This is a genomic window from Subtercola endophyticus (assembly GCF_021044565.1).
In the GTDB taxonomy this organism is placed as follows: domain Bacteria; phylum Actinomycetota; class Actinomycetes; order Actinomycetales; family Microbacteriaceae; genus Subtercola; species Subtercola endophyticus.
The window spans coordinates 2292776-2315028 of the sequence record NZ_CP087997.1 but is presented as its reverse complement, the minus strand read 5'-3'; the positions used below and the strand labels follow the sequence as shown (position 1 = coordinate 2315028).

24 protein-coding genes are annotated in these 22253 nt (G+C 66.1%); 14 read left to right on the top strand and 10 right to left on the bottom strand.

The genetic code is table 11. The features are described from left to right. Positions 1 to 2 precede the first annotated feature (2 nt). On the top strand, positions 3 to 941 hold the full coding sequence (locus tag LQ955_RS10850) for an LLM class F420-dependent oxidoreductase (protein WP_231024561.1): 939 nt from the start codon (positions 3 to 5) through the stop codon (positions 939 to 941). A gap of 40 nt (positions 942 to 981) precedes the next feature. On the opposite strand, the gene LQ955_RS10845 is transcribed toward LQ955_RS10850, so the two are convergent. Then, a complete protein-coding gene (locus LQ955_RS10845) occupies positions 982 to 1398 on the bottom strand; it encodes a hypothetical protein (RefSeq protein ID WP_231024560.1) in 417 nt (138 codons plus the stop codon). A 111-nt stretch (positions 1399 to 1509) separates the two neighbouring features. Beyond that, the gene (locus tag LQ955_RS10840; RefSeq protein WP_231024559.1) at positions 1510 to 2130 is read right to left on the bottom strand and encodes a TetR/AcrR family transcriptional regulator; all 621 of its coding nucleotides are present in this window, start codon (positions 2128 to 2130) and stop codon (positions 1510 to 1512) included. A gap of 85 nt (positions 2131 to 2215) precedes the next feature. On the opposite strand from LQ955_RS10840, the gene LQ955_RS10835 reads away from it, so the two are divergent. The 5 genes from LQ955_RS10835 (at position 2216) to LQ955_RS10815 (ending at position 7856) form a co-directional block, all read left to right on the top strand. Beyond that, positions 2216 to 3709 (top strand): purine-cytosine permease family protein, encoded by a 1494-nt coding sequence (locus tag LQ955_RS10835; RefSeq protein WP_231024558.1) that lies wholly within the window; start codon positions 2216 to 2218, stop codon positions 3707 to 3709. Next, positions 3706 to 4734, top strand: coding sequence for an agmatine deiminase family protein (locus LQ955_RS10830; protein WP_231024557.1), 1029 nt, complete (start codon positions 3706 to 3708; stop codon positions 4732 to 4734). Before LQ955_RS10835 ends, LQ955_RS10830 begins: the two co-directional genes overlap by 4 nt. After that, positions 4731 to 6392: an amidase gene (locus LQ955_RS10825; RefSeq protein WP_231024556.1), complete on the top strand. Its 1662-nt coding sequence runs from the start codon at positions 4731 to 4733 to the stop codon at positions 6390 to 6392. The genes LQ955_RS10830 and LQ955_RS10825 overlap by 4 nt, the downstream gene beginning before the upstream one ends. 64 nt (positions 6393 to 6456) lie before the next feature. Beyond that, positions 6457 to 6870, top strand: coding sequence for an ArsR/SmtB family transcription factor (locus LQ955_RS10820; protein ID WP_231024555.1), 414 nt, complete (start codon positions 6457 to 6459; stop codon positions 6868 to 6870). A 2-nt stretch (positions 6871 to 6872) separates the two neighbouring features. Further along, on the top strand, positions 6873 to 7856 hold the full coding sequence (locus tag LQ955_RS10815; protein WP_231024554.1) for an SRPBCC family protein: 984 nt from the start codon (positions 6873 to 6875) through the stop codon (positions 7854 to 7856). Between the two features lie 128 nt (positions 7857 to 7984). Here the strand turns inward: LQ955_RS10815 and LQ955_RS10810 are convergent, their stop codons facing one another. From LQ955_RS10810 to LQ955_RS10800, 3 genes are all read right to left on the bottom strand, one after another. After that, complete coding sequence (locus LQ955_RS10810; protein ID WP_231024553.1) at positions 7985 to 8587, bottom strand: TetR/AcrR family transcriptional regulator; 603 nt, start codon at positions 8585 to 8587, stop codon at positions 7985 to 7987. Positions 8588 to 8638: 51 nt separating this feature from the next. After that, positions 8639 to 8983, bottom strand: coding sequence for a VOC family protein (locus LQ955_RS10805; protein WP_231024552.1), 345 nt, complete (start codon positions 8981 to 8983; stop codon positions 8639 to 8641). 76 nt (positions 8984 to 9059) lie between these two features. Further along, positions 9060 to 9812, bottom strand: coding sequence for an SDR family NAD(P)-dependent oxidoreductase (locus LQ955_RS10800; protein WP_231024551.1), 753 nt, complete (start codon positions 9810 to 9812; stop codon positions 9060 to 9062). Positions 9813 to 10062: 250 nt separating this feature from the next. Here LQ955_RS10800 and LQ955_RS10795 point away from each other — a divergent pair, with 250 nt between their 5' ends. The 4 genes from LQ955_RS10795 (at position 10063) to LQ955_RS10780 (ending at position 14262) form a co-directional block, all read left to right on the top strand. Beyond that, a complete protein-coding gene (locus LQ955_RS10795; RefSeq protein WP_231024550.1) occupies positions 10063 to 11568 on the top strand; it encodes an HNH endonuclease signature motif containing protein in 1506 nt (501 codons plus the stop codon). Positions 11569 to 11705: 137 nt separating this feature from the next. Further along, complete coding sequence (locus tag LQ955_RS10790) at positions 11706 to 12446, top strand: TetR family transcriptional regulator (protein ID WP_231024549.1); 741 nt, start codon at positions 11706 to 11708, stop codon at positions 12444 to 12446. Further along, the gene (locus LQ955_RS10785) at positions 12443 to 13459 is read left to right on the top strand and encodes an ABC transporter ATP-binding protein (RefSeq protein ID WP_231024548.1); all 1017 of its coding nucleotides are present in this window, start codon (positions 12443 to 12445) and stop codon (positions 13457 to 13459) included. Before LQ955_RS10790 ends, LQ955_RS10785 begins: the two co-directional genes overlap by 4 nt. Continuing rightward, positions 13456 to 14262: an ABC transporter permease subunit gene (locus LQ955_RS10780; protein ID WP_231024547.1), complete on the top strand. Its 807-nt coding sequence runs from the start codon at positions 13456 to 13458 to the stop codon at positions 14260 to 14262. Before LQ955_RS10785 ends, LQ955_RS10780 begins: the two co-directional genes overlap by 4 nt. 47 nt (positions 14263 to 14309) lie before the next feature. Here the strand turns inward: LQ955_RS10780 and LQ955_RS10775 are convergent, their stop codons facing one another. Next, positions 14310 to 15212 carry an SCO6745 family protein gene (locus tag LQ955_RS10775; protein WP_231024546.1) on the bottom strand — a complete coding sequence of 301 codons (903 nt, stop codon included), beginning with the start codon at positions 15210 to 15212 and terminating at the stop codon, positions 14310 to 14312. Between the two features lie 43 nt (positions 15213 to 15255). Further along, positions 15256 to 16110 carry a helix-turn-helix transcriptional regulator gene (locus LQ955_RS10770; protein WP_231024545.1) on the bottom strand — a complete coding sequence of 285 codons (855 nt, stop codon included), beginning with the start codon at positions 16108 to 16110 and terminating at the stop codon, positions 15256 to 15258. A gap of 100 nt (positions 16111 to 16210) precedes the next feature. Between LQ955_RS10770 and LQ955_RS10765 the strand changes: the two genes are divergently transcribed. Both LQ955_RS10765 and LQ955_RS10760 read left to right on the top strand, forming a co-directional pair. Further along, complete coding sequence (locus tag LQ955_RS10765; RefSeq protein ID WP_231024544.1) at positions 16211 to 17077, top strand: SDR family NAD(P)-dependent oxidoreductase; 867 nt, start codon at positions 16211 to 16213, stop codon at positions 17075 to 17077. Between the two features lie 17 nt (positions 17078 to 17094). Then, a complete protein-coding gene (locus LQ955_RS10760) occupies positions 17095 to 17673 on the top strand; it encodes an SDR family oxidoreductase (RefSeq protein ID WP_231024543.1) in 579 nt (192 codons plus the stop codon). A gap of 104 nt (positions 17674 to 17777) precedes the next feature. Here the strand turns inward: LQ955_RS10760 and LQ955_RS10755 are convergent, their stop codons facing one another. Continuing rightward, complete coding sequence (locus LQ955_RS10755) at positions 17778 to 18527, bottom strand: SDR family oxidoreductase (RefSeq protein WP_231024542.1); 750 nt, start codon at positions 18525 to 18527, stop codon at positions 17778 to 17780. A gap of 133 nt (positions 18528 to 18660) precedes the next feature. Between LQ955_RS10755 and LQ955_RS10750 the strand changes: the two genes are divergently transcribed. After that, positions 18661 to 19116 carry a MarR family winged helix-turn-helix transcriptional regulator gene (locus LQ955_RS10750; RefSeq protein ID WP_231024541.1) on the top strand — a complete coding sequence of 152 codons (456 nt, stop codon included), beginning with the start codon at positions 18661 to 18663 and terminating at the stop codon, positions 19114 to 19116. Between the two features lie 31 nt (positions 19117 to 19147). Here LQ955_RS10750 and LQ955_RS10745 read toward each other — a convergent pair whose 3' ends face one another. Further along, entirely contained in the window at positions 19148 to 20809 is a 1662-nt protein-coding gene (locus LQ955_RS10745) for a sensor histidine kinase (protein WP_231024540.1), read from the bottom strand. Further along, the gene (locus LQ955_RS10740; RefSeq protein WP_231024539.1) at positions 20806 to 21531 is read right to left on the bottom strand and encodes a response regulator transcription factor; all 726 of its coding nucleotides are present in this window, start codon (positions 21529 to 21531) and stop codon (positions 20806 to 20808) included. Before LQ955_RS10740 ends, LQ955_RS10745 begins: the two co-directional genes overlap by 4 nt. 161 nt (positions 21532 to 21692) lie before the next feature. On the opposite strand from LQ955_RS10740, the gene LQ955_RS10735 reads away from it, so the two are divergent. Beyond that, positions 21693 to 22220 carry a hypothetical protein gene (locus tag LQ955_RS10735; protein ID WP_231024538.1) on the top strand — a complete coding sequence of 176 codons (528 nt, stop codon included), beginning with the start codon at positions 21693 to 21695 and terminating at the stop codon, positions 22218 to 22220. The last annotated feature ends 33 nt before the right edge of the window (positions 22221 to 22253 follow it).

The window sequence follows — 22253 nt, the reverse complement described above, 5'->3', positions numbered from 1 at the left end:
TCATGACGATTTCGCTCGGCTATCAGATTCCCAACTACACCTACCCCGGCGGCGTCGAGACACTGTTCGACACCGTGGCCGCACAGGCGCTCGAAGCCGAGCGCAGCGGATTCGACACGGTTCTCGTGATGGATCACTTCTACCAGCTGCCCGGCATCGGCACCCCCGATCAGCCGATGCTCGAGGCGTACTCGACACTGGCTGCGCTCGCGGTGGTGACCGGCAGCGTGCAGCTTTCTACGCTGGTGACCGGCAACACGTACCGCAACCCGACCCTGCTCGCCAAGACCGTCACGACGCTCGATGTGATCAGCCACGGCCGCGCGATTCTCGGCCTCGGGGCCGGCTGGTTCGAGCTTGAGCACGACCAGCTCGGGTTCGATTTCGACACGTTCACCGAGCGGTTCGAGAAGCTCGACGAAGCTCTGCAGATCATCCACCCCATGCTGCGGGATGAGCGGCCCGAAGTGACCGGCAAGTGGTACCGCGCGCACGGGGCGATGAATGTGCCGCGGTTCCGCGAGAGCATTCCGATCATGCTGGGCGGGCAGGGCGAGCGCAAGACGTTCCGCTTGGCGGCCCGCTACGCCGACCACATGAACATCATCTGCGCCATCGAAGATCTGCCGCACAAGCTCGAGGTTCTGAAGCAGCGTTGCGAGGAGATCGACCGCGATCCGGCGACGCTGAAGACCAGCTACCTCGCCAGCGCGGCCGTCGTCGAGACCCAGGCGGAGGCCGACGCGATTCTGCAGGCTCTGCCGGAAGAGCGGCGCAGCCGGGCCTTCGTGGGCACGGCAGATACCATTGCCGAGCGAGTGCAGGCCGCGATTCTGGATGCCGGTGTCGACGGTGTCGTGCTGAATGCACCGCTCAACGGCCACGTGCCCGGCGTCGTTACGGCGCTCGGCGAGGCGCTGGCTCCGCTGGTGCGCGCGTAGCGGGGACGACAGGTAGAGCGACGCTACGGATTGAGCACGACTAAAGATTGAGCACAGCGGAATCGTAATAGTCGTCGGAGTAAGCCTCGACAAGAGCATTCACGGGCGAAGGGCCGACCGTGACTGTGGAGAAGACGAGAGAACTCGCACCGTCGGCGAGGTCGGCCACACTCAGCACCGTCAACAGCTCGCCGTCGACCGAACTCCACTCGGCAGCGTTGAACTGCACATCGGTCACCCCCGTATACGAGGTCAGCCTGACGAACGCCGTGGTCGCGGGGATCACCCCTCCGGTGTTGTTCGTGTACACGACTTCGTAGTCGGAGCCGTTGGGCAGCCAGGCGATCGATATTCCGGGAACAACGGATGCCGCGTGAGCAGGTGTTCCGATGGCGAGCGCCACGACGGGTGCGGCCCAGGCCGCCTGAAGAGCGGTGCGCCGTTTGATGGTAACCATGATCTCCCCCGAGCTTTTCAGGCCACACTATCGAGTGCGGCCGGTCGAGCACTACTGCACTTCGCGAGGCGGCCCTATGACAGCCCTACACGCCCTCAGGCTCTCAGGCCCTCAGGCCAGCGTGCCCGACGGCAGCCCCACCGACTGCTCGATAGCGCGGCCCAGCAGAAGGCGGCGAGCCGATGCGTCGCGGTACCGCACGAGCGACTGAGCGTTCAGGCCGTCCACCATGCCGAGGACGTGCCAGGCGACGTCGTCGAGTGCGGGGCCGCTGAACTCGCCGGCCGCCGCGCCCTGGGCGATGACCGACGAAACGAGGTCTTCCCAGGCATCCATCTGCTCGCGCACGGCGGCGGCGAGCATATCGCTGCGCTGGCCGAGGCTCCAGGCATCCACCCAGACGACCGTAACGTCTGATCGGCCGCCGTCGAGCAGAGTTTCGATCAGTACGTGCAACCGGCCGGTCGCCGACGGGAGGGGCGCGAGCAACTCGTTCACCTCGGCGATCTCGCGGCGCACGATCGCGGTGAAGGTCTGCGCGATCAGGGATTCCATGCTGGGCTGGTAGTGCGAGACCAAGGCCGGAGTGACTCCCACCTCGGCCCCGATGCTGCGCAGCGTGAGGGCCGTCAGCCCGCTCGAGAGGGCGATCTGCATCGCCGCAGCTTCGATCTGGGCGATTCGCTCGGCGGGAGCCGTTCGTTCGTTACGTTTTCGCCCTGTGCTTGACACGAACCTCAAGACCTCGCTAACGTCGCTCACAAGTTATTGATCGGATAGTAAATAAGGTACCAACCGAGCGTCTAAGAGGCAACCGATGTCGGCAACACCCGAAGCAGCACCCGAGATCGACGATGCCGGGCGCATCGAGACCCGCGGCATAGACTACATTCCCCCGGCAGAGCGGCACGGCCGCCCGAGCTCGTTGTTCTGGGTGTGGATGTCGGCCAACGTCACCTACGTGTACTTCGTGCTCGGGGGAGTGCTGATTCTTCTCGGCCTGCCGCTCTGGCAGGCGCTCGTTCTCACGATACTCGGCAACCTCTGGTGGGTCGTGGTGGGCTGGATGGCCATCAGTGGCCCCGCCTCCGGAACCCCGAGCGTGATGATCATGCGCGCCATGTTCGGCGTGCGCGGCAACAAGATCTTCGGCGCAGCGCTGGGCGTTCTGATCGGGCTGTTCTACGAGATTCTGAACATCACCTTCGCGACGTTTTCGACCGTCGCCTTGCTCGGCACCATCGGCATCGGTGTCGACCCCGGTGTGCAGTGGATCGTGCTGATCGTTGTGACGGTGTTGAGTTTCGGCATCAGCGTCTACGGCCACGGCACGATTCTGCGCCTGAGCCCGATCTTCGCGGGCCTGCTCGCGGCGTGCTTCGTGGTGGTCGGCGTCTTCGTCTTCGGTGCCGCCGACTTCGGCTACCAAGCCGCTCCGCTCGCGACATCCGACCACTGGGGGCTGCTGCTGCTCGGCTTCGCCATCGTGGCCTCGGGGCCGCTCTCGTGGGGAACGAGCGCCGACTACTCCCGTTACCTTCCGGCGACGGTCTCGAAGCGTGCCGTGGTGACCTTCACCGCACTGGGCGGATTCGTGCCGGCCGTCGTCATCGGTGCGCTCGGTGTTCTCGCGGGCACGTCGATCGACATGACCGACCCGCAGGTCGCCATCGCCGACATCCTTCCTGCGTGGCTGTACCCGATCTTCTTGTTCGTCATCGTTCTCGGCAGCATCACCAACAACGTGCTGACCTCGTACTCGACCGGGCTGTACGTTCAGGCGCTCGGCGTGCGCATCCATCGGGCCTGGTCGGTCGTTTTGACCGGAGTGATCGCGGCGGCCGCCTCGGCCTACCTCGTTTTCGCTGCGCAGAGCTTTCTCGACACGCTCAATTCGGCCATCGAGCTGAGCGTCGCGGTTCTGGGACCGCTGTTGGCGGTGTACGCGGTCGATGTGTTGCTGCGACGCAACCGTTATGACGGCATCGCGCTGAACGACGATACTCGGCAGAGCGCCTTCTGGTATCGCGGCGGTTTCTACTGGCCCGGCATCATCTCCGTGGTCGTCGCGGTCGGCGTCTCGCTGTTCATGGTGAACAACAGCCTCTACGTGGGGCCGATCGCCGAAGCGCTCGCCGGTGCCGATATCTCGCCGATCGCGGGGCCGCTGATCGCCGGCGTGCTCTACGCAGTACTCTGGCGCACGACCGCTCCCTACAACACGGTAGGCAACCGCCCCATCGAAACCGAGGTCGCGACCGGCACGCTCGACCGCACCTTGACCACCATCGAAACCGAGGTACCCGCATGACCTGGCAGATGCCCGCCGAGACCGACCCCCATGAACGCATCTGGATGGCGTTCCCCCGCGCGGGAGCCTCCCTCGGTGCCGGCGATGTGCAGGCAGGCTACGAGGCCTGGGCCGCGGTCGCTCATGCGGTCGCCGAGTTCGAACCGGTGACCATGGTCGCCGACCCGAGCGAAGTCGGCAGGGCGAAGGGGATGCTCGGCGAGGCCATCGACGTCATCGAAGCCCCGCTCGACGACTTCTGGATGCGCGACATCGGCCCCACGTTCGTGTTCGACGAGCGCGGTACGCTCGGCGCCGTCGACTGGACGTTCAACGCCTGGGGAGTCAATCACCCCGAGGCGACGTGGCACCGCGACGACCGCATCGCTTCGTTCGTCGCAAACGAGTCGGGTGCCGAGATCGTGTCGTCGCTGCTCGTGAACGAGGGCGGCGCCATGCATGTCGACGGCGAAGGCACGGTGCTCATCACCGAGACCGTGCAGCTCGACCCGAGGCGAAACCCGCATACCGACAAGCGCCGCGTGGAGGCCGAGCTCGAGCGCACCGTCGGCGCGACCCACGTGATCTGGCTGCCGCGCGGGCTGACCCGCGACTACGAGCAGCTCGGCACGCGCGGCCACGTCGACATGGTGGCGGCCATACCGAGCCCCGGCACACTGCTGCTGCACGAGCAGCAGAACCCCGGGCATCCGGATTTCGCCGTCAGCCGCGAATTGCGATCGTTTCTCGAGACCACACGCGACGCCGCCGGCCGCGAGTGGCGCATCATCAGCTTGCCCGCGCCCGAGACCCTCGAAGACGACGAGGGCTTCGTCGACTGGAACTACGTGAACCACCTCGTGGTGAACGGCGGCGTCATCGCCTGCGGTTACGGAGACGAGCGGGCGGATGCCCGGGCGCGCGAACTGCTGGCCGAGGTCTACCCCGGGCGCCGGGTCGTGACGGTGGATGCTCGCGAGATTCTCGCTCGCGGCGGCGGCATCCACTGCATCACCCAGCAGCAGCCCGCGAGGCGCGCGCGATGACGTTCAGCGTGGTCGAGGCGAGCCTCGCCGACCTTGCGGCGGCCCTCGTGCAGGGAGCGGTGACGAGCGTCGAGCTGGTCGCGCAGTACCTCGAACGTATCGCCCGGTACGATCACAGCGGAATTCTGCTCAACTCGGTGGTCGTGATGAATCCCGACGCGCTCGCCGAGGCGCGCCAGTCTGACGGGCGACGGTCTCGTGGCGAAGCACGCGGCCCGCTCGACGGAATTCCGTACACCGCCAAAGACAGTTACAAGGTGCGCGGCCTCACCGTGGCGGCCGGGTCGCCGGCCTTCGCCGAGCTCGTCGCTACCGACGATGCCTTCACCATCGCTCGCCTGCGCGCCGCCGGTGCCGTGCTCATCGGACTGACGAACATGCCGCCGATGGCCAACGGTGGCATGCAGCGCGGGCTGTACGGCCGGGCCGAGAGCCCGTATAACGCCGACTACCTCACCGCGGCCTTCGCCTCGGGGTCGTCGAACGGGTCGGGCACGGCGACGGCCGCGAGTTTCGCCGCCTTCGGCCTCGGCGAAGAGACCTGGTCGTCGGGCCGCGCACCTGCTTCGAACAACGCGCTCGTCGCGTACACCCCGTCGCGAGGAGTCATCTCGGTGCGCGGCAATTGGCCGCTCGTGCCGACGATGGATGTGGTGGTGCCCCACACGAGAACAATGGATGATCTGCTGACCGTTCTCGAATGCGTCGTCGCCGACGACACCGAAACCCGCGGCGACTTCTGGCGCACCCAGCCGTGGGTGCCGATTCCGCGTGCCTCCGACGTGCGGCCGGTTTCGTACGACGAACTGCGGGTGACGGGCGCGCTGCAGGGCATGCGGTTGGGCGTACCGCGCATGTACATCAATCGCGACGACGGAATCAGCACGCCCATCGAGACCCGGGCATCCGTCATCGAACTCTGGCAGCGGGCTCGCGCCGACCTCGAAGCGCTCGGTGCCGAGGTGGTCGAAGTCGACCTGCCCGTGGTGTCGAATTACGAGGGCGATCGGCCCGGTGCATCCACTCTCGCGACCCGCGGATTCGTGTCTCGGGAGTTCGCCGAAGCCGAGCTCTGGCAGCTGTCGATGTTCGGCTGGCACGACTTTCTCGAGGCCAACGGCGACCCCGCGCTGCACGCGCTCGCCGACGTCGACGGGCCGCAGATCTTTCCGAGCCCCGAGGGGGCTCTGCCCGATCGGTATGGCGACGACGACTTCGACCTGGCCGACTATGTGACTCGGGCCCGCAGCGAGGGCATCACTCCGCTCGAGCAGATTCCGTCGCTCGCGGAGGGGCTCGCGGGTTTGGAGCGCACCCGGCGAGTGGATTTCGAGGAGTGGCTCGAGGCCTCGGGTCTGAACGCCATCGTCTTTCCCGCCGTGGCCGACATCGGCGCGGCAGATGCCGACACCAACCCCGACTCGGCAGAGCGGGCGTGGCGCAACGGAACGTGGGTGGCGAACGGCAATCTGGTGCCGCGGCACCTCGGCATCCCCACCGTGACCGTGCCGATGGGCATCCTGTCAGACATCGGGATGCCCGTGGGGCTCACCTTCGCGGGCGCGGCCTACGACGACAGTGCCCTGCTGCGTTATGCCTACGACTATGAGGCGCGAAGCCGCCGCCGGGTTGCGCCGGGCCGAACGCCTGCGCTGTAGAACGCCTGCACTGTAGACGGTTTCTGCTTGCAATCCTGCCGAATCGCGACTAACGTACAACCAAATGGTTGTAGAAAAAGTACTCACTGACGAAGACGTGAATCGCATCTTCCGAGCGCTCGCCGACGCGACGAGGCGTGACATCGTTCGCCGAACTCTCGTCGCCGAGGTCTCGGTGTCCCAGCTCGCCGATTCGTACGACATGTCATTCGCGGCCGTGCAGAAGCACGTCGCTGTGCTCGAGGAGGCGAGGCTCGTGACGAAGCAACCACGCGGCCGCGAGCGAATGGTGCGAGGTGAGCCCGAGCGCATCCGGCAAGCCCAGCGCCTGCTCGACCAGTTCGAGCAACTCTGGCGTTCGAGAATCGACCGCCTCGACGCGCTGCTGAGTGAGCAAACCGAACACGAGCAAACCGAACACGAGCATCCCGAACACGAACAGCTCGAACGCGAACACCCCGAAAACGAGAAAGGCTGATCATGCCCGTAACAACCGTCGAGAAAGACCTCGACAAGCTCACCATCACGATCGTCGCCGATTTCGCCGCGCCCCTGCGGCGGCTCTGGGACGCCTATACCGATCCGCGCCAGATCGAGCGCTTCTGGGGTCCGCCTACGTACCCCGCAACGTTCATGCGTCATGACGCCGCATCCGGTGGCCGCAGCGTCTACAAGATGACGGGGCCGTCGGGCGACGAGCACTACGGCTGCTGGCGCTGGGAATCGGTCATCCCGACCGAGTCGTTCGAGGTGATCGACTCGTTCGCAGATGCGAGCGGCGTGCCGAACACCGATCTGCCGGCGACCCGCATGACCTTCACCTTCGAAGCAACGGATTCCGGCTCGCGCGTCACGAGCATTGCGAGCTTCGGGTCACTCGAGCAACTCGAGCAGCTAGTCGAGATGGGCATGCTCGAGGGAACGAAGGAGGCCATGTCTCAGATCGACACCGTACTCGCCGACCTCGCGGCGTTCGCGGCCGAGCGCGCAGCGGATGCCCAGCTCCTCAGCGACACACAGGTGCGGGTGGCACGCATCATCCACGGCCCGATCGACGAGGTCTGGCGCGCGCACAACGACGCCGCTCTCATGCAGCAGTGGCTGCTCGGCCCGGAGGGGTGGACGATGCCGGTCTGCGAAGTTGCCGCCGCTGTCGGCGAGAGCTATCGCTACGTGTGGGAGCCAGTCGGCGGCGGTGAGGGGTTCGGTTTCACCGGCGAGCTGCTCGAATCCGAACCGCCGTACCGGGCGGTCACGACCGAAGCGATGATCGGCACGGACTTTCCGGCGACGTTGAACGAACTCACGCTCACGCCCGTCGAGGCAGGCACCTTGCTGTCGCTTGTCATCACGTACGCGAACGTGGAGCAGCGCGACGCGATCCTGGCGACCGGAATGACGGGCGGCATGGAGACGAGTTATGCGCGTCTCGAAGGGCTGATCGGGCAGGGCGTGCGCGCGTAGCGTCCGGTCTGCACGTGTGGCGGGTGCAGCGCACTGCGCTGCACTGCGCTGCGCTGCGCTGGCGCGAGCGGGTGGCAGAACTCTGCGCGTGCTGGGCGCAGCGCTGCGCGGGTTGCGGGCAGGCTCCGTCAGCTGACCCGTGGTGGGTCGAAAGGGGTCGCGGTGAGCACAAGCTGCGCCATCGTTTTCGCGGTTCGGGCCGGGGCGGCGGTCTTATCCATTTGCGCGGTGGTGTTGGCGCCGTCGTAGAGCACGACGAGCTGGTCGGCGAGGGCCTTCGGGTCGGTTGCACCGGCAGCGCCTGCGAGTTCACCGAACAGTTCGTGAATCCAGCCGCGGAACTTCGTTGCAGCCCGGTCTTCGGGGCTTCCGGGAAGCGCCTCGGCGGTGGCGTTCATGAACGCGCAGCCGCGAAAGTCGGGTTGGGCGAACAGGGTGCCGAGCTGGTCGAATACGGCGAGTATCTTCGCTTGCGGTTCGTCGACGGCGTCGAGGCCCTGTTGCACGGTGTGCATCCAGGCCTGATGGCGGTTGAAGAGGTAGGCCTCGATGAGCTGATCTTTGCCGCCGAAGATGTAATACAGCGACCCTTTGGCGACGCCGGCCTTCTCGATGACCCGGTCGATTCCGACGGTGTGGATGCCTTCGGTGTAGAACAGCTCGTCTGAGGCCGCCAGCAGCCTATCGCGTGCTGACCGCTTCGGGGTCGAGGGTGCTGACGTTTTGGCCATGATCGACAGTATCAGACAGATCTGTACAAAGCTCCGGATGCCCGCGGCCGGCTATCCGCGAATCAGATCGAACTCGTTGCCCTCGGGGTCGGCCAAGGTCGTCCACGAATCGAACTCTGCGCGCACCTGGGCTCCGAGGTTGAGGATGCGCGTGAGTTCGCTTTCGAACTCCGTCGTGATGAGATCAAAATGCACCCTGTTCTTGACGCTCTTCGCTTCAGGAACCCGGTGGAACATGAGGGTCGGCCCCGCGGCAGGATCGTCATTCGGTGCGATCGAAGCCGATTCGGCGGAGGCGCCCGGGTTCACGGTGCGCCCGAGCACGTCGGCCCAGAAGCTCGCGGTGCGTGCGGCGTCTGTGGCGTCGTAGCTGATTCCATAAAGTGTGGTGGCCATGAGTGGTGATCCTTCTGGGTGTTGGGTGAGCGGGTGGGGGTGGTCGGGGGTAGTCGGGTTAGGGGGTGGTCGTTCGTTAGATGGCGGTGCGACCGCCGTCGACGGCGATGATCGCTCCGGTGACATAGCTGGCTCGCGCAGAAACCAAGAACCCGACGACCTCGGCGATCTCGTTCGCCTGTGCAGCGCGGCCGAGCAGGGTCGTCTTTCCCAGGGCTTCGGTGTTCGCGGCATCCGCACCGCCCGTGTGCACGGGCCCGGGCGCCACGGCGTTCACGCGCACGCCACGAGGACTGTACTCGGCAGCCCACGCCTGGGTGAATGACGACATGGCGGCTTTCGTCGCACCGTAGGCGGCGCCGCCGGCGAGACCGATGATTCCGGCCATGCTCGACAGGTTGATGATGGTGCCCTCACCGCGCGCGGCCATTGCGGGCGCCAGGGCCGCGGTCAAGAGGAACGCAGACTGCACGTTGCTGGCGAAAAGGTTGTCGAGGGTTTCGGCGTCGAGATCTGCAGATGCGCCGAACCACGAGAACCCGGCGTTGTTGATGAGAATGTCGACCTCCCCGGCGTCTGCCGCCAGCTGAACGGCGGCTGCAGGGTCGCTGAGGTCGGCGGCGATGAAGCGCGCCGATCCGCCCGAGAGTTCGATCTCTTCAATGACCTGCTCGGCGCGAGCCGCATTGCGGCCGTGCACCAGCACTTCTGCGCCTTGGGATGCCAGCAGAAGTGCGATGGCGCGCCCGATGCCGGAGGTGGCACCCGTCACGAGCGCCGTTTTTCCGGTCAGCTCGCGGCGCTGTGTGTCGGTTGTTGTCTGGGTCATTTTCTGCTCCATCGTCTGGTTTGTTGGCTGGTGTGTTGTTTGGCCTGGCGGCTGGTCTGTTGTCTGGCCGTGCGGCTGAACCCAATTTGTACCGGTCTGTCTAAAGATCAACTTAGACCGATCTGTCTAAAAGTGCAAGGCGGATCGGGGGCGCGTTTTCCACAGGTCTAAATCGGGTGAATTCTCCACAGATTCGTGGATCGGCGTCGATTGCTGAGCATTACTCGAACATATATGCGAAACTAGAAGCATGACCGAACCACAGACAAAGCGGCACAACGACCGGCTCACCGCCGAGCTCGACGCTGCGCTTGTGCTGTTGCGGCAGTTTCGTGAACGGCTGCGTGCCTCGTCGTTGACCGATGACGAGCTACTGCGTGTGGTCGGTGTCGCCGCCGAGGTCGACAGGGAATGCGGTTCGATAGTTGTCGCTACTGCCGGCGAGGTCGGCGAGAGGTCTCGGCCCTCGCTGGGCGGTGATCGGCTCTCCGCGCGAAAGGGGTGTCGCACTGCGTCGGAGCTCGTGCAGCGCATCACGCGGGTATCGTCTGCGACGGCCTCAAAGCTCTTGCGTGTGGGTGAGGCTGTTCGGCCGGGTGTCTCTGTGACCGGGCAAGAGTTGCCAGCTCGGTTTGCTGTGCTCGGTTCGGCGCTCGGTGGCACGTTAGGCGGCACGCTGGGTGGTGTGAATGTTTGCGTCGACGCTGCGAATGCAATTGTCACCGGGCTTTCGGTGTCTTCGCTTCGGGCTGACCGTTCGGCGATCGAAGCTGCAGAGGCCGAGCTGGTGCAGGCGGCTGTCGGCGACAGCGCGGAATGTGCGGTACCGGCGACGGCCGACGAGCTCCGGCTGCAGGCTGCAGTGTGGCGGTCGGTCATCGACCCCGACGGTGTTGAGCCCGATGAAGAGCGGGCCATGCGGCACCGCAGTCTTTCGCTGGGCCGGGCTACCTCTTCGGGCGTGACGCTCTCCGGAGTGCTGCTGCCCGAGGCGGCGGCGCGCCTGCAGCGCCTCTTCGACGCGTATCTTTCGCCTGTGACGAAACCGGTCGCGTTTCCGCTCGACTCGGCTTCAGTCTCTGCTTCCGACTCAGAGTCAGACTCAGCTAGCGCCGGTCAGCCGATTCCCGTGGATGACCGGTCACGAGGCCAGCAACAGCATGACGTGTTCGTGTCGGTACTCGATGCGGCGAGCCGAAGCGCCGAGACTCCGTCGATCGGTGGTGCGCCGGCGACGGTCGTGGTCAGTGTTCGTGAGTCCGACGTGGCCACCGGTCGCGGTGTGGGGTGGGTCGATGGCAGTGATGTGCCGCTTTCTGTCCGCGCAGTTCGTCAGCTGGTCTGCTCCGGGGGAGTGCAGCGTGTGCTGCTCTCTGACGACGGGCGCATCGTTCGGCTGGGCGTGGAGCAGCGTTGTTTCGACGGCCGGCAGCGGCGGGCGATCACGCTTCGAGACGGCGGTTGCGTGATTCCGGGGTGCTCGGTTCCGGCGTCGTGGTGCGAGATTCACCATGTCGATGAACATGCCGCGGGTGGTCCGACGCACACCGACAATGGGGTGTTGGTGTGCTGGTTCCATCATCGAACGATCGAGCACTCGGGGTGGGAGATCCGCATGCACGCCGGGGTTCCGCAGATCAAGGCACCACCCTGGATCGACAGGCATCACCGCCGATGGGCGCCGGCGACGAAGTCGCGAACTCGACTCGCCGACGCAATCGCCGAGCGTATCGGCGAGTCCGAGCGCACCGAATGAACCGAGCGCACCGAATGAACCGAACGGAGCGAACGGACCGAGCGCGCCGAATAGTCGAGCGTGCCGAACGTGCCGAGTGCACCCGATATCGGTTAGAGAGCTTGCCTGGCACTGAACATGCGTTTAGTATGTTGAACATGCGTTCAGTGCCTCCCGACGATGCTACGACTCGAGCCCGTATTCGTGATGTGGCCATCGAGCTGTTCGGCCGCGACGGGTTTCGTGAGACGACGGTGCGTGCGATCGCGGCGAAGGTCGGCGTCAGCGCAGCGCTGGTGCTGCACCACTTCGGTTCGAAAGACGGGCTGCGGCAGGCGTGCGACGAATACATTCTCGCGGAGGTTGAGAAGCCGGGCGAGACGATCGGCAACGGAGAGAAGCCGGGCGCCAGTGCGAACATCCGGGCCTGGCTCGGGCGCACCGACGAGCATCGTCCGTGGTTGCGATACATCGGCCGGATGCTCGCCGACGGTTCTGCCGCGGGCGATCACCTGTTCGACGAGTTCGTCGCATACACCGAACGGGTCTTCGAAGAGGGGGAGGCGAACGGGTCGGTGCGGCCGTCGAGCGATCCCCACATGAGGGCGGTCACGTTGACCGCGTACAGCATGTCGGCGCTGTTGCTCGAGCGGCAGTTCGCGCGGGCCGTGCGGTCGAGGGGCGTGGGGCCGGCGGGCGCAGGGCTAGCGGGCGCAGGGCAAGCGGGCGCAGGGCCGGCGAGCGCGGCAGCGGGAACATCAGCGATCGACCTGACCGACGAGGTAGTGGCGGCGATGGCGCTGCCGGCGGTGGAGATCATGACGCACGGCGTGTACACCTCAGACGATCTGCTGCGTGCGACACGTGAGGCGCTCGGCCGAGGAGGTGAAGAATCGTGACGGGGGAGTCTGCGGCGGTTGAACTCAGGGGCGTCAGCAAGCAGTATGGCCGGGTCTCTACCGGCCACCTCGCTCTCGACACCATCGACCTCACGGTCGAGGCGGGTTCGGTGTTCGGCATGATCGGGCCGAACGGTGCCGGCAAGACGACCACGATGCGGCTGTTGCTCGACATCATCCGCCCCACCGCGGGGTCGATCAGGGTTTTGGGCAGCGATCCGATGAGTGGTGGGGCCGAACTGCGGCGGCGTGTCGGGTACCTGCCGGGCGAGCTGAGACTCGAGGGTCGGGTCACGGGGCGCTCGCTGCTTCAGCACTATGCGCGCATCAGTGGGCCGGTCTCGCCCGGCGCGATCGATGCGCTCGCTGAACGGTTGGGCGTGCAGCTCGATCGCCCGGTGCGCATGCTCTCGAAGGGCAACAAGCAGAAGCTGGGCCTCGTGCAGGCCTTCATGCACCACCCGCCGCTGTTGGTGCTCGACGAGCCGACGAGCGGGCTGGATCCGCTCGTTCAGCGCGAGTTTCTTGCGATGGTGCGGGAGGCTCGAGAGGCGGGGCAAACGATATTTCTGAGTTCGCACGTTCTGAGCGAGATCCAGCAGGTGGCCGATGCGGTGGCGATTGTGCGGTCTGGGCGCATCGTGACCGTGAGTTCGGTTGAGGGGTTGCGCGAGACGGCTGTGCGCCGGGTGCGCGCGGGGTTCGCCGACACGACGCCGGGGGCGGTGGGGGAGATGCTTGCGGGCATCCGGAATCTCAGCGACCTCGTCGTGACGAGCGCGAGCGGCATTACTGTTCCCGCGGGTGGGGCTGCGGCCGGGAGTACCGTCGGGTCGGGAGTCACAGAAGTCAGAGAGGTCACGGAAGTCACGGAAGTCACTGCAACTGTCAGCGGCGACATCGACCCGTTCGTCAAGGCGATCGCGCGCTTCGCGATCGTCGATCTGGCGATCGAGGAACCAGACCTCGAAGAATCGGTGCTGAAACTGTACGGGGCAGCAGGCGAACGATGAACGCTCGTGTGCTTCCGCTGTTCCGCCGGGCGATGACCGAGTCGTGGCGGTCGACACTGGGGTGGACACTTGGTGTCGCGGCAGCGCTGCTCCTCTATCTGCCCTTGTTTCCCTCGATCGGCGGCGCGGACTCCCAGATGGGTCAGCTCATCGCGAACCTGCCGCCGCAGCTGGTGAACGCCCTGGGTTACAACGACATCACTTCGGGCGCGGGTTATACCGAGTCGACGTTTTTCGGGCTGCTGGGGTTTGTGCTCATCGTGATTGCGGCGACGTCGTGGAGTAGTTCGGCGATCGCCGGCGACGAAGAGAATGGCACCCTCGAACTCACGCTCGCACATGCGGTGAGTCGTCAGCAGCTGGTGCTCGAGCGAACCCTTGCCGTTGTTGCGCGGCTTGCCTGGCTCGCGTTGGTCAGCGCGGTGCTCGTTCTTGCGCTGAACTCGAGCGCCCAGCTTGATCTCTCGGTGGGCGATGTGGTGGCCGTGACGGCCGCATACCTCGGGCTCGGTCTGGTGTCGGCAACGCTCGGCCTCGCCGCGGGTGCGCTCACGGGGCGCCGCATCTACGCGACCGCAGCGGCAGCGGGGGTCGCTGTTCTCGGGTACGTGCTGAATGCGATCGGCAACCAGAGCTCTGGTCTGGATGCTCTGCGCAACTTCTCACCGTACGGCTGGGCGTTCCACCACACTCCTCTGGCGAGTGGGGCGGACTGGGGCGGCCTGGCTCTGCTCTACGGATTCAGCGCGGTGTTCGTTGCCATCGCGGTTGTCGCTCTCCGCAAGCGGGACATCGGGGGGTGAGGTGCCGCGGCAGGAAAAGGCGCGACGAGGTCAGCCACAAGACGAAGTCAACCGCTGACGGGCGCCTCGGGTACGAGTTCGGCTTCGGGGTCGTCGAACGGGTTCCATGAGGGCAGCATCGCAAGGGGGTTCGGCTCGGGGATGAGCTGACGGCAGGCGGCGGAGATGGGCCAGAGAGCGGATGCAACGTACAACCGTTGGTCCGAGTCCAGGCCGGCCCAGGGTGATGTCGCGAGGCGGTTCGTGAGGTCTTCGGCGCGAGCGACGGCGGCCTCACCCTCGGCGGTGACGCGGCCGTCGGCAGCGATAAGACCGCGGGCCGTGAGGGCGTCGTGTTCGAGCATCCACTCGTCGTCGCTCCAGCCGCGGCTCTTCTGAATCGTGGGGGCGTCGAGGTCGATGGTGCTGCGCAGAACGATGCTCGACAGGCCGGCGATCTGCTCGGTGACGAGGGCGATGACATGGCCGTCGCCGCGGTGTTCGCGCAGGGTGGCGGTCGATTGCCAGAGCGAACGGTACGGGTTCGGATCGGCGGGCAGTGCGGCATTGGCTGCCGAGAGCGGTCGGCCGATGGTGTCGACCTGGGCGGCGACGGCAGCCAGGGCCTCTGCGGCTCGCTCGACGACGCCTTCGTCGGGAACGACCTCACGAAGGGCGTTCTCGGCGCCGGCAAGGCGTGCCTCGAGCACCACTGCCGGAGACGCGATCGACCAGGCCGCGGGCAGGGCGCGACGAACGAGCGCGGGAGCGAATCCGCCGAACATCGCGACGACGGCGGCGCCGCCGACTGCGCCGAGCGGTGCCGCCCGACCGGCGAAATAGCCGTCCCAGTACCGAGGCAGCCCGATGTCGGCGAAGGCCTGGCGAGACTGCGGTGAGAAATAGCTGACCGCGTGAATCGGTTCGAACAGCGTCCAGAATGCACGCGCCAGGTGGCGTTCGGTGGGCATGGCTCTCCTTCTTTCTGATCCCTCAGTCGAGCTTTCTGATCCCTCAGTCGAGCAGCGCCGACTCGTTCAGTTGCAGTGCGCCGATCACGCTGAGCAGGTGAAGCCGTTCGTAACTCTCTGTGCCGGGCGTCGCGGTGAAGATCAGCAGGCACTGTTCTTGGTCGGGGTCGAGAAGCACCTGGCAGTGCAGGCTGAGTTCGCCGACTTCTGGATGATCGAGCCGTTTGTCATCGGAGTGGATGAGCCCGATCTCGTGCTCGGCCCAGATGGCCGCGAACTCGGGGATCTGGTCGGCCAGCCGGCGGGCGAGAGCTCCTGCGGGGGAGGCGGATCCGTGTCGTGTGACGACGGCGCGGTGCTGGGCGACGAACACGCGGCCGAGGCGCTCGTGATCCGACTCCGGGTAGATGAAGCGGCTTTCCGGCTCGGTGAACCAGCGGTAGACATTGCTTCGCCTATCGCCTCGAAACCCCGTCTGGTCGCCGAGCAGAGCTACGGCCAGTGGTGTCTGCGCGAGTGTCTCACCCATGCTGTTCATCACCTGAGCGGGGGTGTCGTGCAGTCGGTCGAGAACTCGCATCAGCCCCGGATTGATGTGGTCGCTGCGCTGCGCCCTGGTCGGCGCGGTGTGGCCGGTGAGCTGGAACAGATGATCACGCTCGGGCAGGGAGAGACGAAGGGCGCGGGCGATCGCTGCGATCATCTGTTCGGAAGGCTCGGGTGCGTTGCTGCGCTCGAGGCGTGCGTAGTAATCCGTCGACATTCCCGCGAGCTCGGCGACTTCTTCGCGCCGCAATCCGTTCGCTCTTCGCCGAGGTCCACGCGACAGGCCCACGTCTTCGGGTTGCAGCGCCTCTCTGCGGGTGCGCAGAAAGCCGGCCAGTTCAGGGCTGTTCATGACCTGAGTCTTACAGGTAAAGCGTCGGTGAGCCACGACTTCTCAGTCAGTGGATAAGCGGGTCCTTGTTGGCCGATTGTGACTGCGTTGTAGTGAAGACATGACGAAATGGACAGCAGTGAACATGCCCGGCATGACGGGCCGAACCGTGGTGGTCACCGGCGGCTCCGATGGCATCGGGCTCATCGCGGCCAGGGAATTCGCCCGGGCCGGTGCCCGGGTCATCCTGGCGGTTCGCAACACCGACAAGGGCGCCAAGGCCGCTGCGTCGATGCCGGGTGACGTCGAGGTGCGCCAGCTCGACGTCTCCGACCTGTTGTCGGTGCGCTCGTTCGCCGACACGTTCACGGGTGACCTCGACGTGCTCGTGAACAATGCGGGCATCATGGATGTTCCGCTATCGCGCACGGCCGAAGGCTACGAGCTGCAGCTGGCGACGAACTACCTCGGCCCGTTTGTGCTCACGAACCTGCTGCTGCCGAAGATCACCGACCGGGTCGTTTCTGTCGGCTCGCAATTGCACCACATGGGCAAGCTTCACCTCGACGACCTGAACGGCCTGAACCGGCCGTATAAAGGATCTGCCGCCTACAACGACTCGAAGCTCGATCTGATGCTCTTCTCGACCGAGCTGCAGAGACGCTTGCTCGCGTCGGGCAGTACGGTTCGGTCGATGATCGCTCACCCGGGCATCGCCTCCACCTCGCTGGCCAGTCACTCTGCCGCGGGCAAGGTCACGGGCGCTCTGCGGTTTCTGTTCAACGACCCCGAGCACGGGGCTCTGCCGACGCTCTTCGCCGCCACTCAAGACATTCCGGGCAACTCTTACGTCGGCCCCGACGGGCTGGGGCACATGCGCGGCTACCCGGCCGTCGGCATGGCATCCTCTGCCGGCCTCGATTCGCGCACCGCATCCACCCTCTGGGCTCGCACGGTCGAGCTCACCGGTCTCACCCCCACGATCTGAACGGCATCCAGACCGTCGTGATCGACACGGCCGATGCCGCGTCGGTCGAGACTGCCGCTGCGGAGGTGAAATCGCGATTTCCGCAGACGAACGTGCTGATCACCGTGGCCGGAATCATGATGCCCGAGAACGTGCTCACCGCCGATTTTCTCGCGACGGCCGAGAACACCGTGCACACGAATCTGCTCGGCCCGATCCGCCTGATCGCCGCATTCAGCGAGTTTCTGGCGGGTCAGGTCGATGCCACGATCATGACGGTCTCGTCGGGGCTTGCGTTCGTTCCGCTGCCGTTCACTCCCACGTACAACGCGACGAAGGCGGCCATCCATTCATTCACTCAGAGTCTTCGGGTTCAACTGGCCGGCACCAGCGTTCAGGTGATCGAGCTCGTACCGCCTGCCGTTCGCACCGCCCTGATGGGGCAAGAAGAATCGGCTACCGCCATGCCGCTCGAAGATTTTCTCGCGGAGGTGATGACGATTCTGCAAACGCAGCCCGACAACGATGAAATTCTTGTCGAGAACGTGAAGTTCTTGCGCTACGCAGAAGCGCGCGGCACTCATAACCAGGTGCTGGAGCATCTCTCGGGCCACTGACGCCGATCTCACTGACGCCGATCGCACCGACCCGACCGCGCTGACCCCTATCGTGCTGACCCCGACCGCGCTGTGCCAATCGGGGTCAGCACGGGGTCAGGCGTTCACACCGGCACAGCGGTCGTGACGAGAGTCAGGGCGGCGGCGATTTCGGTCGGCTCGGTCATCCGAATGGCCTGACCAGTAATGGCCGTGTCAGCGGAAAGCCCGGCGGCGATCAGCCCGACCTGGTCGGCGGTCACCCAGCCGGATTCACCCGTGACGGCGCGAGTGCTGACCGGCCCGAGCACCAGCGCGAAGGCCCGGCTGGCGCCGTCGAGCTCGGCGACGAGCACCTGGTGCATCATCAGCACGGCGGCTTGCTCCATGCTGACGAGTCCGCTGGTGGGCACGGGCCAGGTGGCGGATGCTCCGAGAATGACGGTGTACGTACCGCCGGCGCTCAGACGCGGCACGGCGGCTCGGGCGACGGCCATGTGGGTGGTCGCGAGAGCAACGAAAGCGCTCTGCCAGTCGTGCTCGTCGATCTCCCAGAGCCGTTTGCCGGCCCACCATCCTCCGATCGGAGCAACAACATCGTCGATGCCGCCGAGACGCGCGACCATCTGCGTGGCGAGGTCTTGGGCACCGGCGAAGGTCGTGTAGTCGTGCACCACCAGGTGCAGGTGTTCGGTGGCGATCTCGCCGAGCAGCGCTCGGAATTCGTCGGAACGCTCTTGACTCCGAGTCGGCACCAGCACGTCGGCGCCGGCGGCGAGGTAACGGCGCACGATGCCTTCACCGACCGCTCCTGTTCCGCCGGGCACGAGAACTCGGTGACCGGAGAGGTTCGGATGTTCGGATGAGTTGTTCATGGTGACTCCTTCAGCTTTATCATTGGCCAGCTTGATCATTGGCATCGCCAACGTTGGTATGACCAACACAATCACAATTCGTTGGGAAGCACAACACTTTTCTGTTGGCGGTTCCAACGATTACGCTGGCACTATGCCCGACGACGACGCACCGCTCCCTCCCACTCGCCTGCGCGACCTCGCGCAGTGGCAGGTGAGCAAAGTCTCCACACTCGGTGCGCGATTGACCGCGACCCGTATGCCGCTGCACGGCCGCGCCGACTTCGCCATCCTCGCTGCCCTCGACGAGTACGGGGCTCTCAGTCAGGCCGAGCTCGGTCGACGACTCGGTCTCGACAGGAACGACGTCAATGGCGTCATCAACCGACTCGCGTCGGCCCACCAGGTGGTGCGCAAAACCGACCCGACTGATCGGCGTCGCAACATCATCACCCTCACCGCAGCCGGCGCTGTGTATCTCGCCGAGCTCGAAGCACACGCCGACGACGTGCAGCACGAGCTGCTGCACGCTCTCGACGATGACGAGCAGCGGCAGCTGCGTGACCTCCTCGCCAAGCTCCTCGCCGGTCATACTCCTCAACCCGCCTGAGCCGCCTGCCGGCTGCGTCAGACCTGTGCGCTCACCCTCTGTGGCCGCCATCTGCGCCCGCCCTCTGCTCAGCGGGCCGCGGAAGCACCAAGCGGAACGCGGCACCACCTTCGGGCGCTTCAGCGACATCGAGTCGGCCGCCGAGGCGAGCTGCGAGCCGCGAGGCGATAGAGAGGCCGAGGCCGCTTCCGACCGGTCGGGAGTCGCCGTACCGGTCTCGCAGAACGCCGCGATCGAAGGCGACGGCGCGGTCGGCGGCCGACAGGCCGGGTCCACTGTCGCGCACCTCGATCGTGACCGCTTCGGCGACACGCAGGGCGATGATGACCGAGCCGCCGGAGGGGGTGGCGCGTACAGCGTTGTCGAGCAACCCGTCGATGATCTGCCGCACACGTTGGGGGTCGGTCACGATGTGGGCCTCAGTACCGGGCGACGTGAGGGCCGACGCCGTGGGCGACTCGAGGGTCGACGTGAGGGGCGACGCGGGGGGCAGCTCGAGGCGCAGCCCGAGGCCGGCCTGTGCCGATCGCGCCCGCCACGCGGCATCGGCCGTGCGGACGAGTTCACCGAGATCGGTGGGGCGGGCATCCACTCGAAAGTCGTCTGCCTCGAGGCGCGCGAGTTCGAGCAGGTCGGTGACGAAGCGGTTCAACCGTTCGGTCTCAGCCACGAGCGTCGTACCGACCGCAGCCACGTCGGCAGGTTGGATGAGCCCGTCGGCGAGTGCTTCGCCGTAGCCCCGAAGCGCGGTCAGCGGGCTGCGGATGTCGTGCGAGATCGAGAGCAGAAACTCGCGCTGACGAGCCTCGCTGCTCTTCAGGGCTTGGTCGAGACGCTCGAGCGAGTCGCTGACGTCGGCCACTTCGGTGACAGACGACCGCGGAACAGTCGAGCGCGGCCCGGCCGATCCCAGGCCTGGCGAGCGCGGGTCTGGCGATTGTCGGTCTGGCGAGCGCAGATCTGGCGAGCGCGCAACAGCCGGGCGTAGGTCAGGCGCCTGGCTGTCGCGATTCGCCAGTCGGCGTGCCGTCGCGGCGGCGGCCACCAGGGGCCTGGCCAGCCACCGTGCCAGTGCCGTTCCGATGAGAACAGCGAGCACGAGGCCGATGAGCAGCGCGATGGCGAGCCGCCAGATCACCTGCCCGGTCGCCGCATAGACCGTGTCGAGCGAACGTGCGAGCAGCACGGCTCCGCCCGACTTGGTCGGCCGCGCCTCGACCAGAACCCGGGTGGCACCGACGGTGACGGTGTCAGAGACGGGCTGACCGGAGAGCGCGCGGCTAGCGAGGGCGTTGCTGATGTACTTCGCGCCGTCTCCGGTCGTCGTTCCGTCTGCGGCGATCTCGACGACTTCTGTACCGCTGGGGCCGATCAGGCGCTGTTGCCGTTGCGCGAGTGCTAGCGAGGCCACCGGGGTGGCGGCGAAGCTGTCGGCCGCCTGGGCGAGTGTGGTGCGGGCCTGGTCGACCGCCGACGCGCGGATGAGCGGCACGGCGACGGCGGCGGTGACGAGCACGGCGAGCACGGCGACGGCCGTCGTCACCACGGTGATTCGACCCGAGAGAGACGCGAGCCAGCGTTTGATCGGATGCAGTGCCGGCTGCCGTGCCGGCTGCGCTGCTGGCAGCGCTGCAGACTGCCCTGCCGGCTGCGCCGCAGCCGCCGCCGCCGCAGCCTCCGCCGACGTCGTCACTGCCGCCCTCGCGGTGCCGCCGCGGAGTATCCGACGCCACGGTAGGTGAGAATCGGGCTGGCCGCGCCGAGTTTGCTGCGCAGCTGGGCGACGTGAACATCGACGGTGCGAGCCCCGCTGTAGCGGGCCGTGCTGTATCTGGTCTGGCCCCACACGGCCGAGAGCAGTTGGTCGCGCGTGAAGACCCGGCCGGGGTTCTGACAGAGGTAGGCGAGCAGGTCGAATTCGGTGGCGGTTAGGTCGGTGGCGACTCCGGATGCCCGTACCGTTCGTTCATCGAGATCGATGCTGATCGCGCCGATCTCGATCGGCCGCCTCTCGGCCACGCCTGCGGTGCGCCGCAGTATTCCGCGCAATCTCGTCACCAGTTCGCGCGGCGAGAACGGCTTCGTGAGGTAGTCGTCGGCTCCGAGTTCGAGGCCGAGAATGCGGTCGATTTCTTCGTCGCGGGCGGTCACGAAGACCACGGGTGTCCAATCTCCCGATTCGCGCAGGCGGCGGCAGAGAGTGATTCCGTCGATTCCGGGCAGGCCGACGTCGAGCACAATGGCCACGGGAGCCAGCCGTTTGATCTCGGCAAGCGCCCGTTCGCCGTTGCTTTCGGTGTGCACGCCGAAGCCGGCCTGTCGAAGGTAGAGACGCTCGAGGTCGGCGATCACCGGGTCGTCTTCGACGATCATCACGAGGCCGCGTTGCTGCGGCGGTGCTTGCTCGAAGGGCATAGCTGAAATCTAATCGCAGAGCCCCGTTGTGCGGCTGGGCGCAGCCGAATCGGGCGGCGGATGCCCGAAATCTTTACACTGCTCGAACATGCGCCGAATCGCCCACTGTTGTGGGCGGCGCACTCTGGTTGATACCACCTCGTCAAGCAGAAGGATGAATCGTGACTCTCACACCAGAACCAGCCTCCCCACCAACCCCCGCACGGCCTAGACACCGTCGAGGCCTCATCGCAGCAGGCAGTGCAGTCGGCATCGCCGCCGTCATCGGACTCGGCTTTGTCGGGGCGACCGCCGCGTTCGCCGGCGGCCCGGTACCGACGCCGAGCGCGAGCGCCTCGGCTTCCGCTTCGGCACACGCTCATGCCGGGTTGCGCGCCGGACCGCTGCGCCGCGAACTCGAAAACGACATTCGCAGTAGCAGCGACGCCGGCACTCGAGCCCAGAAGATCGCTACGACGCTGGTGAATTCACCCACGCTGTTCGCGAAGTTTCCAGCCAACCTGCAGACTGACCTCACCACGCTGAAGAACGCCACGGGCGCAGACGTTGCGACCGACGCCGCCAACGTCAAGACCACGGCGCTCAGCGGCGGGTACGGTGCCACGGTTCAAAAGGTTGCCGAGCGTATCCAGACACGAGTGCAGTCGGGGTCGGCCGCGCACACGGCCACGCCCACGCCGTCGTCGTAGAGCGAGGCCGTCGTGCCGCGACCACCGCCTCGA

Excerpts from the sequence above, each read along its gene's own strand:
- LQ955_RS10850 (WP_231024561.1), top strand. The coding sequence starts at position 3 with ATGACGATTTCGCTCGGCTATCAGATTCCCAACTACACCTACCCCGGC.
- LQ955_RS10845 (WP_231024560.1), bottom strand. The coding sequence starts at position 1,398 with ATGGTTACCATCAAACGGCGCACCGCTCTTCAGGCGGCCTGGGCCGCA.
- LQ955_RS10835 (WP_231024558.1), top strand. The coding sequence starts at position 2,216 with ATGTCGGCAACACCCGAAGCAGCACCCGAGATCGACGATGCCGGGCGC.
- LQ955_RS10830 (WP_231024557.1), top strand. The coding sequence starts at position 3,706 with ATGACCTGGCAGATGCCCGCCGAGACCGACCCCCATGAACGCATCTGG.
- LQ955_RS10825 (WP_231024556.1), top strand. The coding sequence starts at position 4,731 with ATGACGTTCAGCGTGGTCGAGGCGAGCCTCGCCGACCTTGCGGCGGCC.
- LQ955_RS10820 (WP_231024555.1), top strand. The coding sequence starts at position 6,457 with ATGGTTGTAGAAAAAGTACTCACTGACGAAGACGTGAATCGCATCTTC.
- LQ955_RS10815 (WP_231024554.1), top strand. The coding sequence starts at position 6,873 with ATGCCCGTAACAACCGTCGAGAAAGACCTCGACAAGCTCACCATCACG.
- LQ955_RS10810 (WP_231024553.1), bottom strand. The coding sequence starts at position 8,587 with ATGGCCAAAACGTCAGCACCCTCGACCCCGAAGCGGTCAGCACGCGAT.
- LQ955_RS10805 (WP_231024552.1), bottom strand. The coding sequence starts at position 8,983 with ATGGCCACCACACTTTATGGAATCAGCTACGACGCCACAGACGCCGCA.
- LQ955_RS10800 (WP_231024551.1), bottom strand. The coding sequence starts at position 9,812 with ATGACCCAGACAACAACCGACACACAGCGCCGCGAGCTGACCGGAAAA.
- LQ955_RS10795 (WP_231024550.1), top strand. The coding sequence starts at position 10,063 with ATGACCGAACCACAGACAAAGCGGCACAACGACCGGCTCACCGCCGAG.
- LQ955_RS10790 (WP_231024549.1), top strand. The coding sequence starts at position 11,706 with ATGCGTTCAGTGCCTCCCGACGATGCTACGACTCGAGCCCGTATTCGT.
- LQ955_RS10780 (WP_231024547.1), top strand. The coding sequence starts at position 13,456 with ATGAACGCTCGTGTGCTTCCGCTGTTCCGCCGGGCGATGACCGAGTCG.
- LQ955_RS10775 (WP_231024546.1), bottom strand. The coding sequence starts at position 15,212 with ATGCCCACCGAACGCCACCTGGCGCGTGCATTCTGGACGCTGTTCGAA.
- LQ955_RS10770 (WP_231024545.1), bottom strand. The coding sequence starts at position 16,110 with ATGAACAGCCCTGAACTGGCCGGCTTTCTGCGCACCCGCAGAGAGGCG.
- LQ955_RS10765 (WP_231024544.1), top strand. The coding sequence starts at position 16,211 with ATGACGAAATGGACAGCAGTGAACATGCCCGGCATGACGGGCCGAACC.
- LQ955_RS10755 (WP_231024542.1), bottom strand. The coding sequence starts at position 18,527 with ATGAACAACTCATCCGAACATCCGAACCTCTCCGGTCACCGAGTTCTC.
- LQ955_RS10750 (WP_231024541.1), top strand. The coding sequence starts at position 18,661 with ATGCCCGACGACGACGCACCGCTCCCTCCCACTCGCCTGCGCGACCTC.
- LQ955_RS10740 (WP_231024539.1), bottom strand. The coding sequence starts at position 21,531 with ATGCCCTTCGAGCAAGCACCGCCGCAGCAACGCGGCCTCGTGATGATC.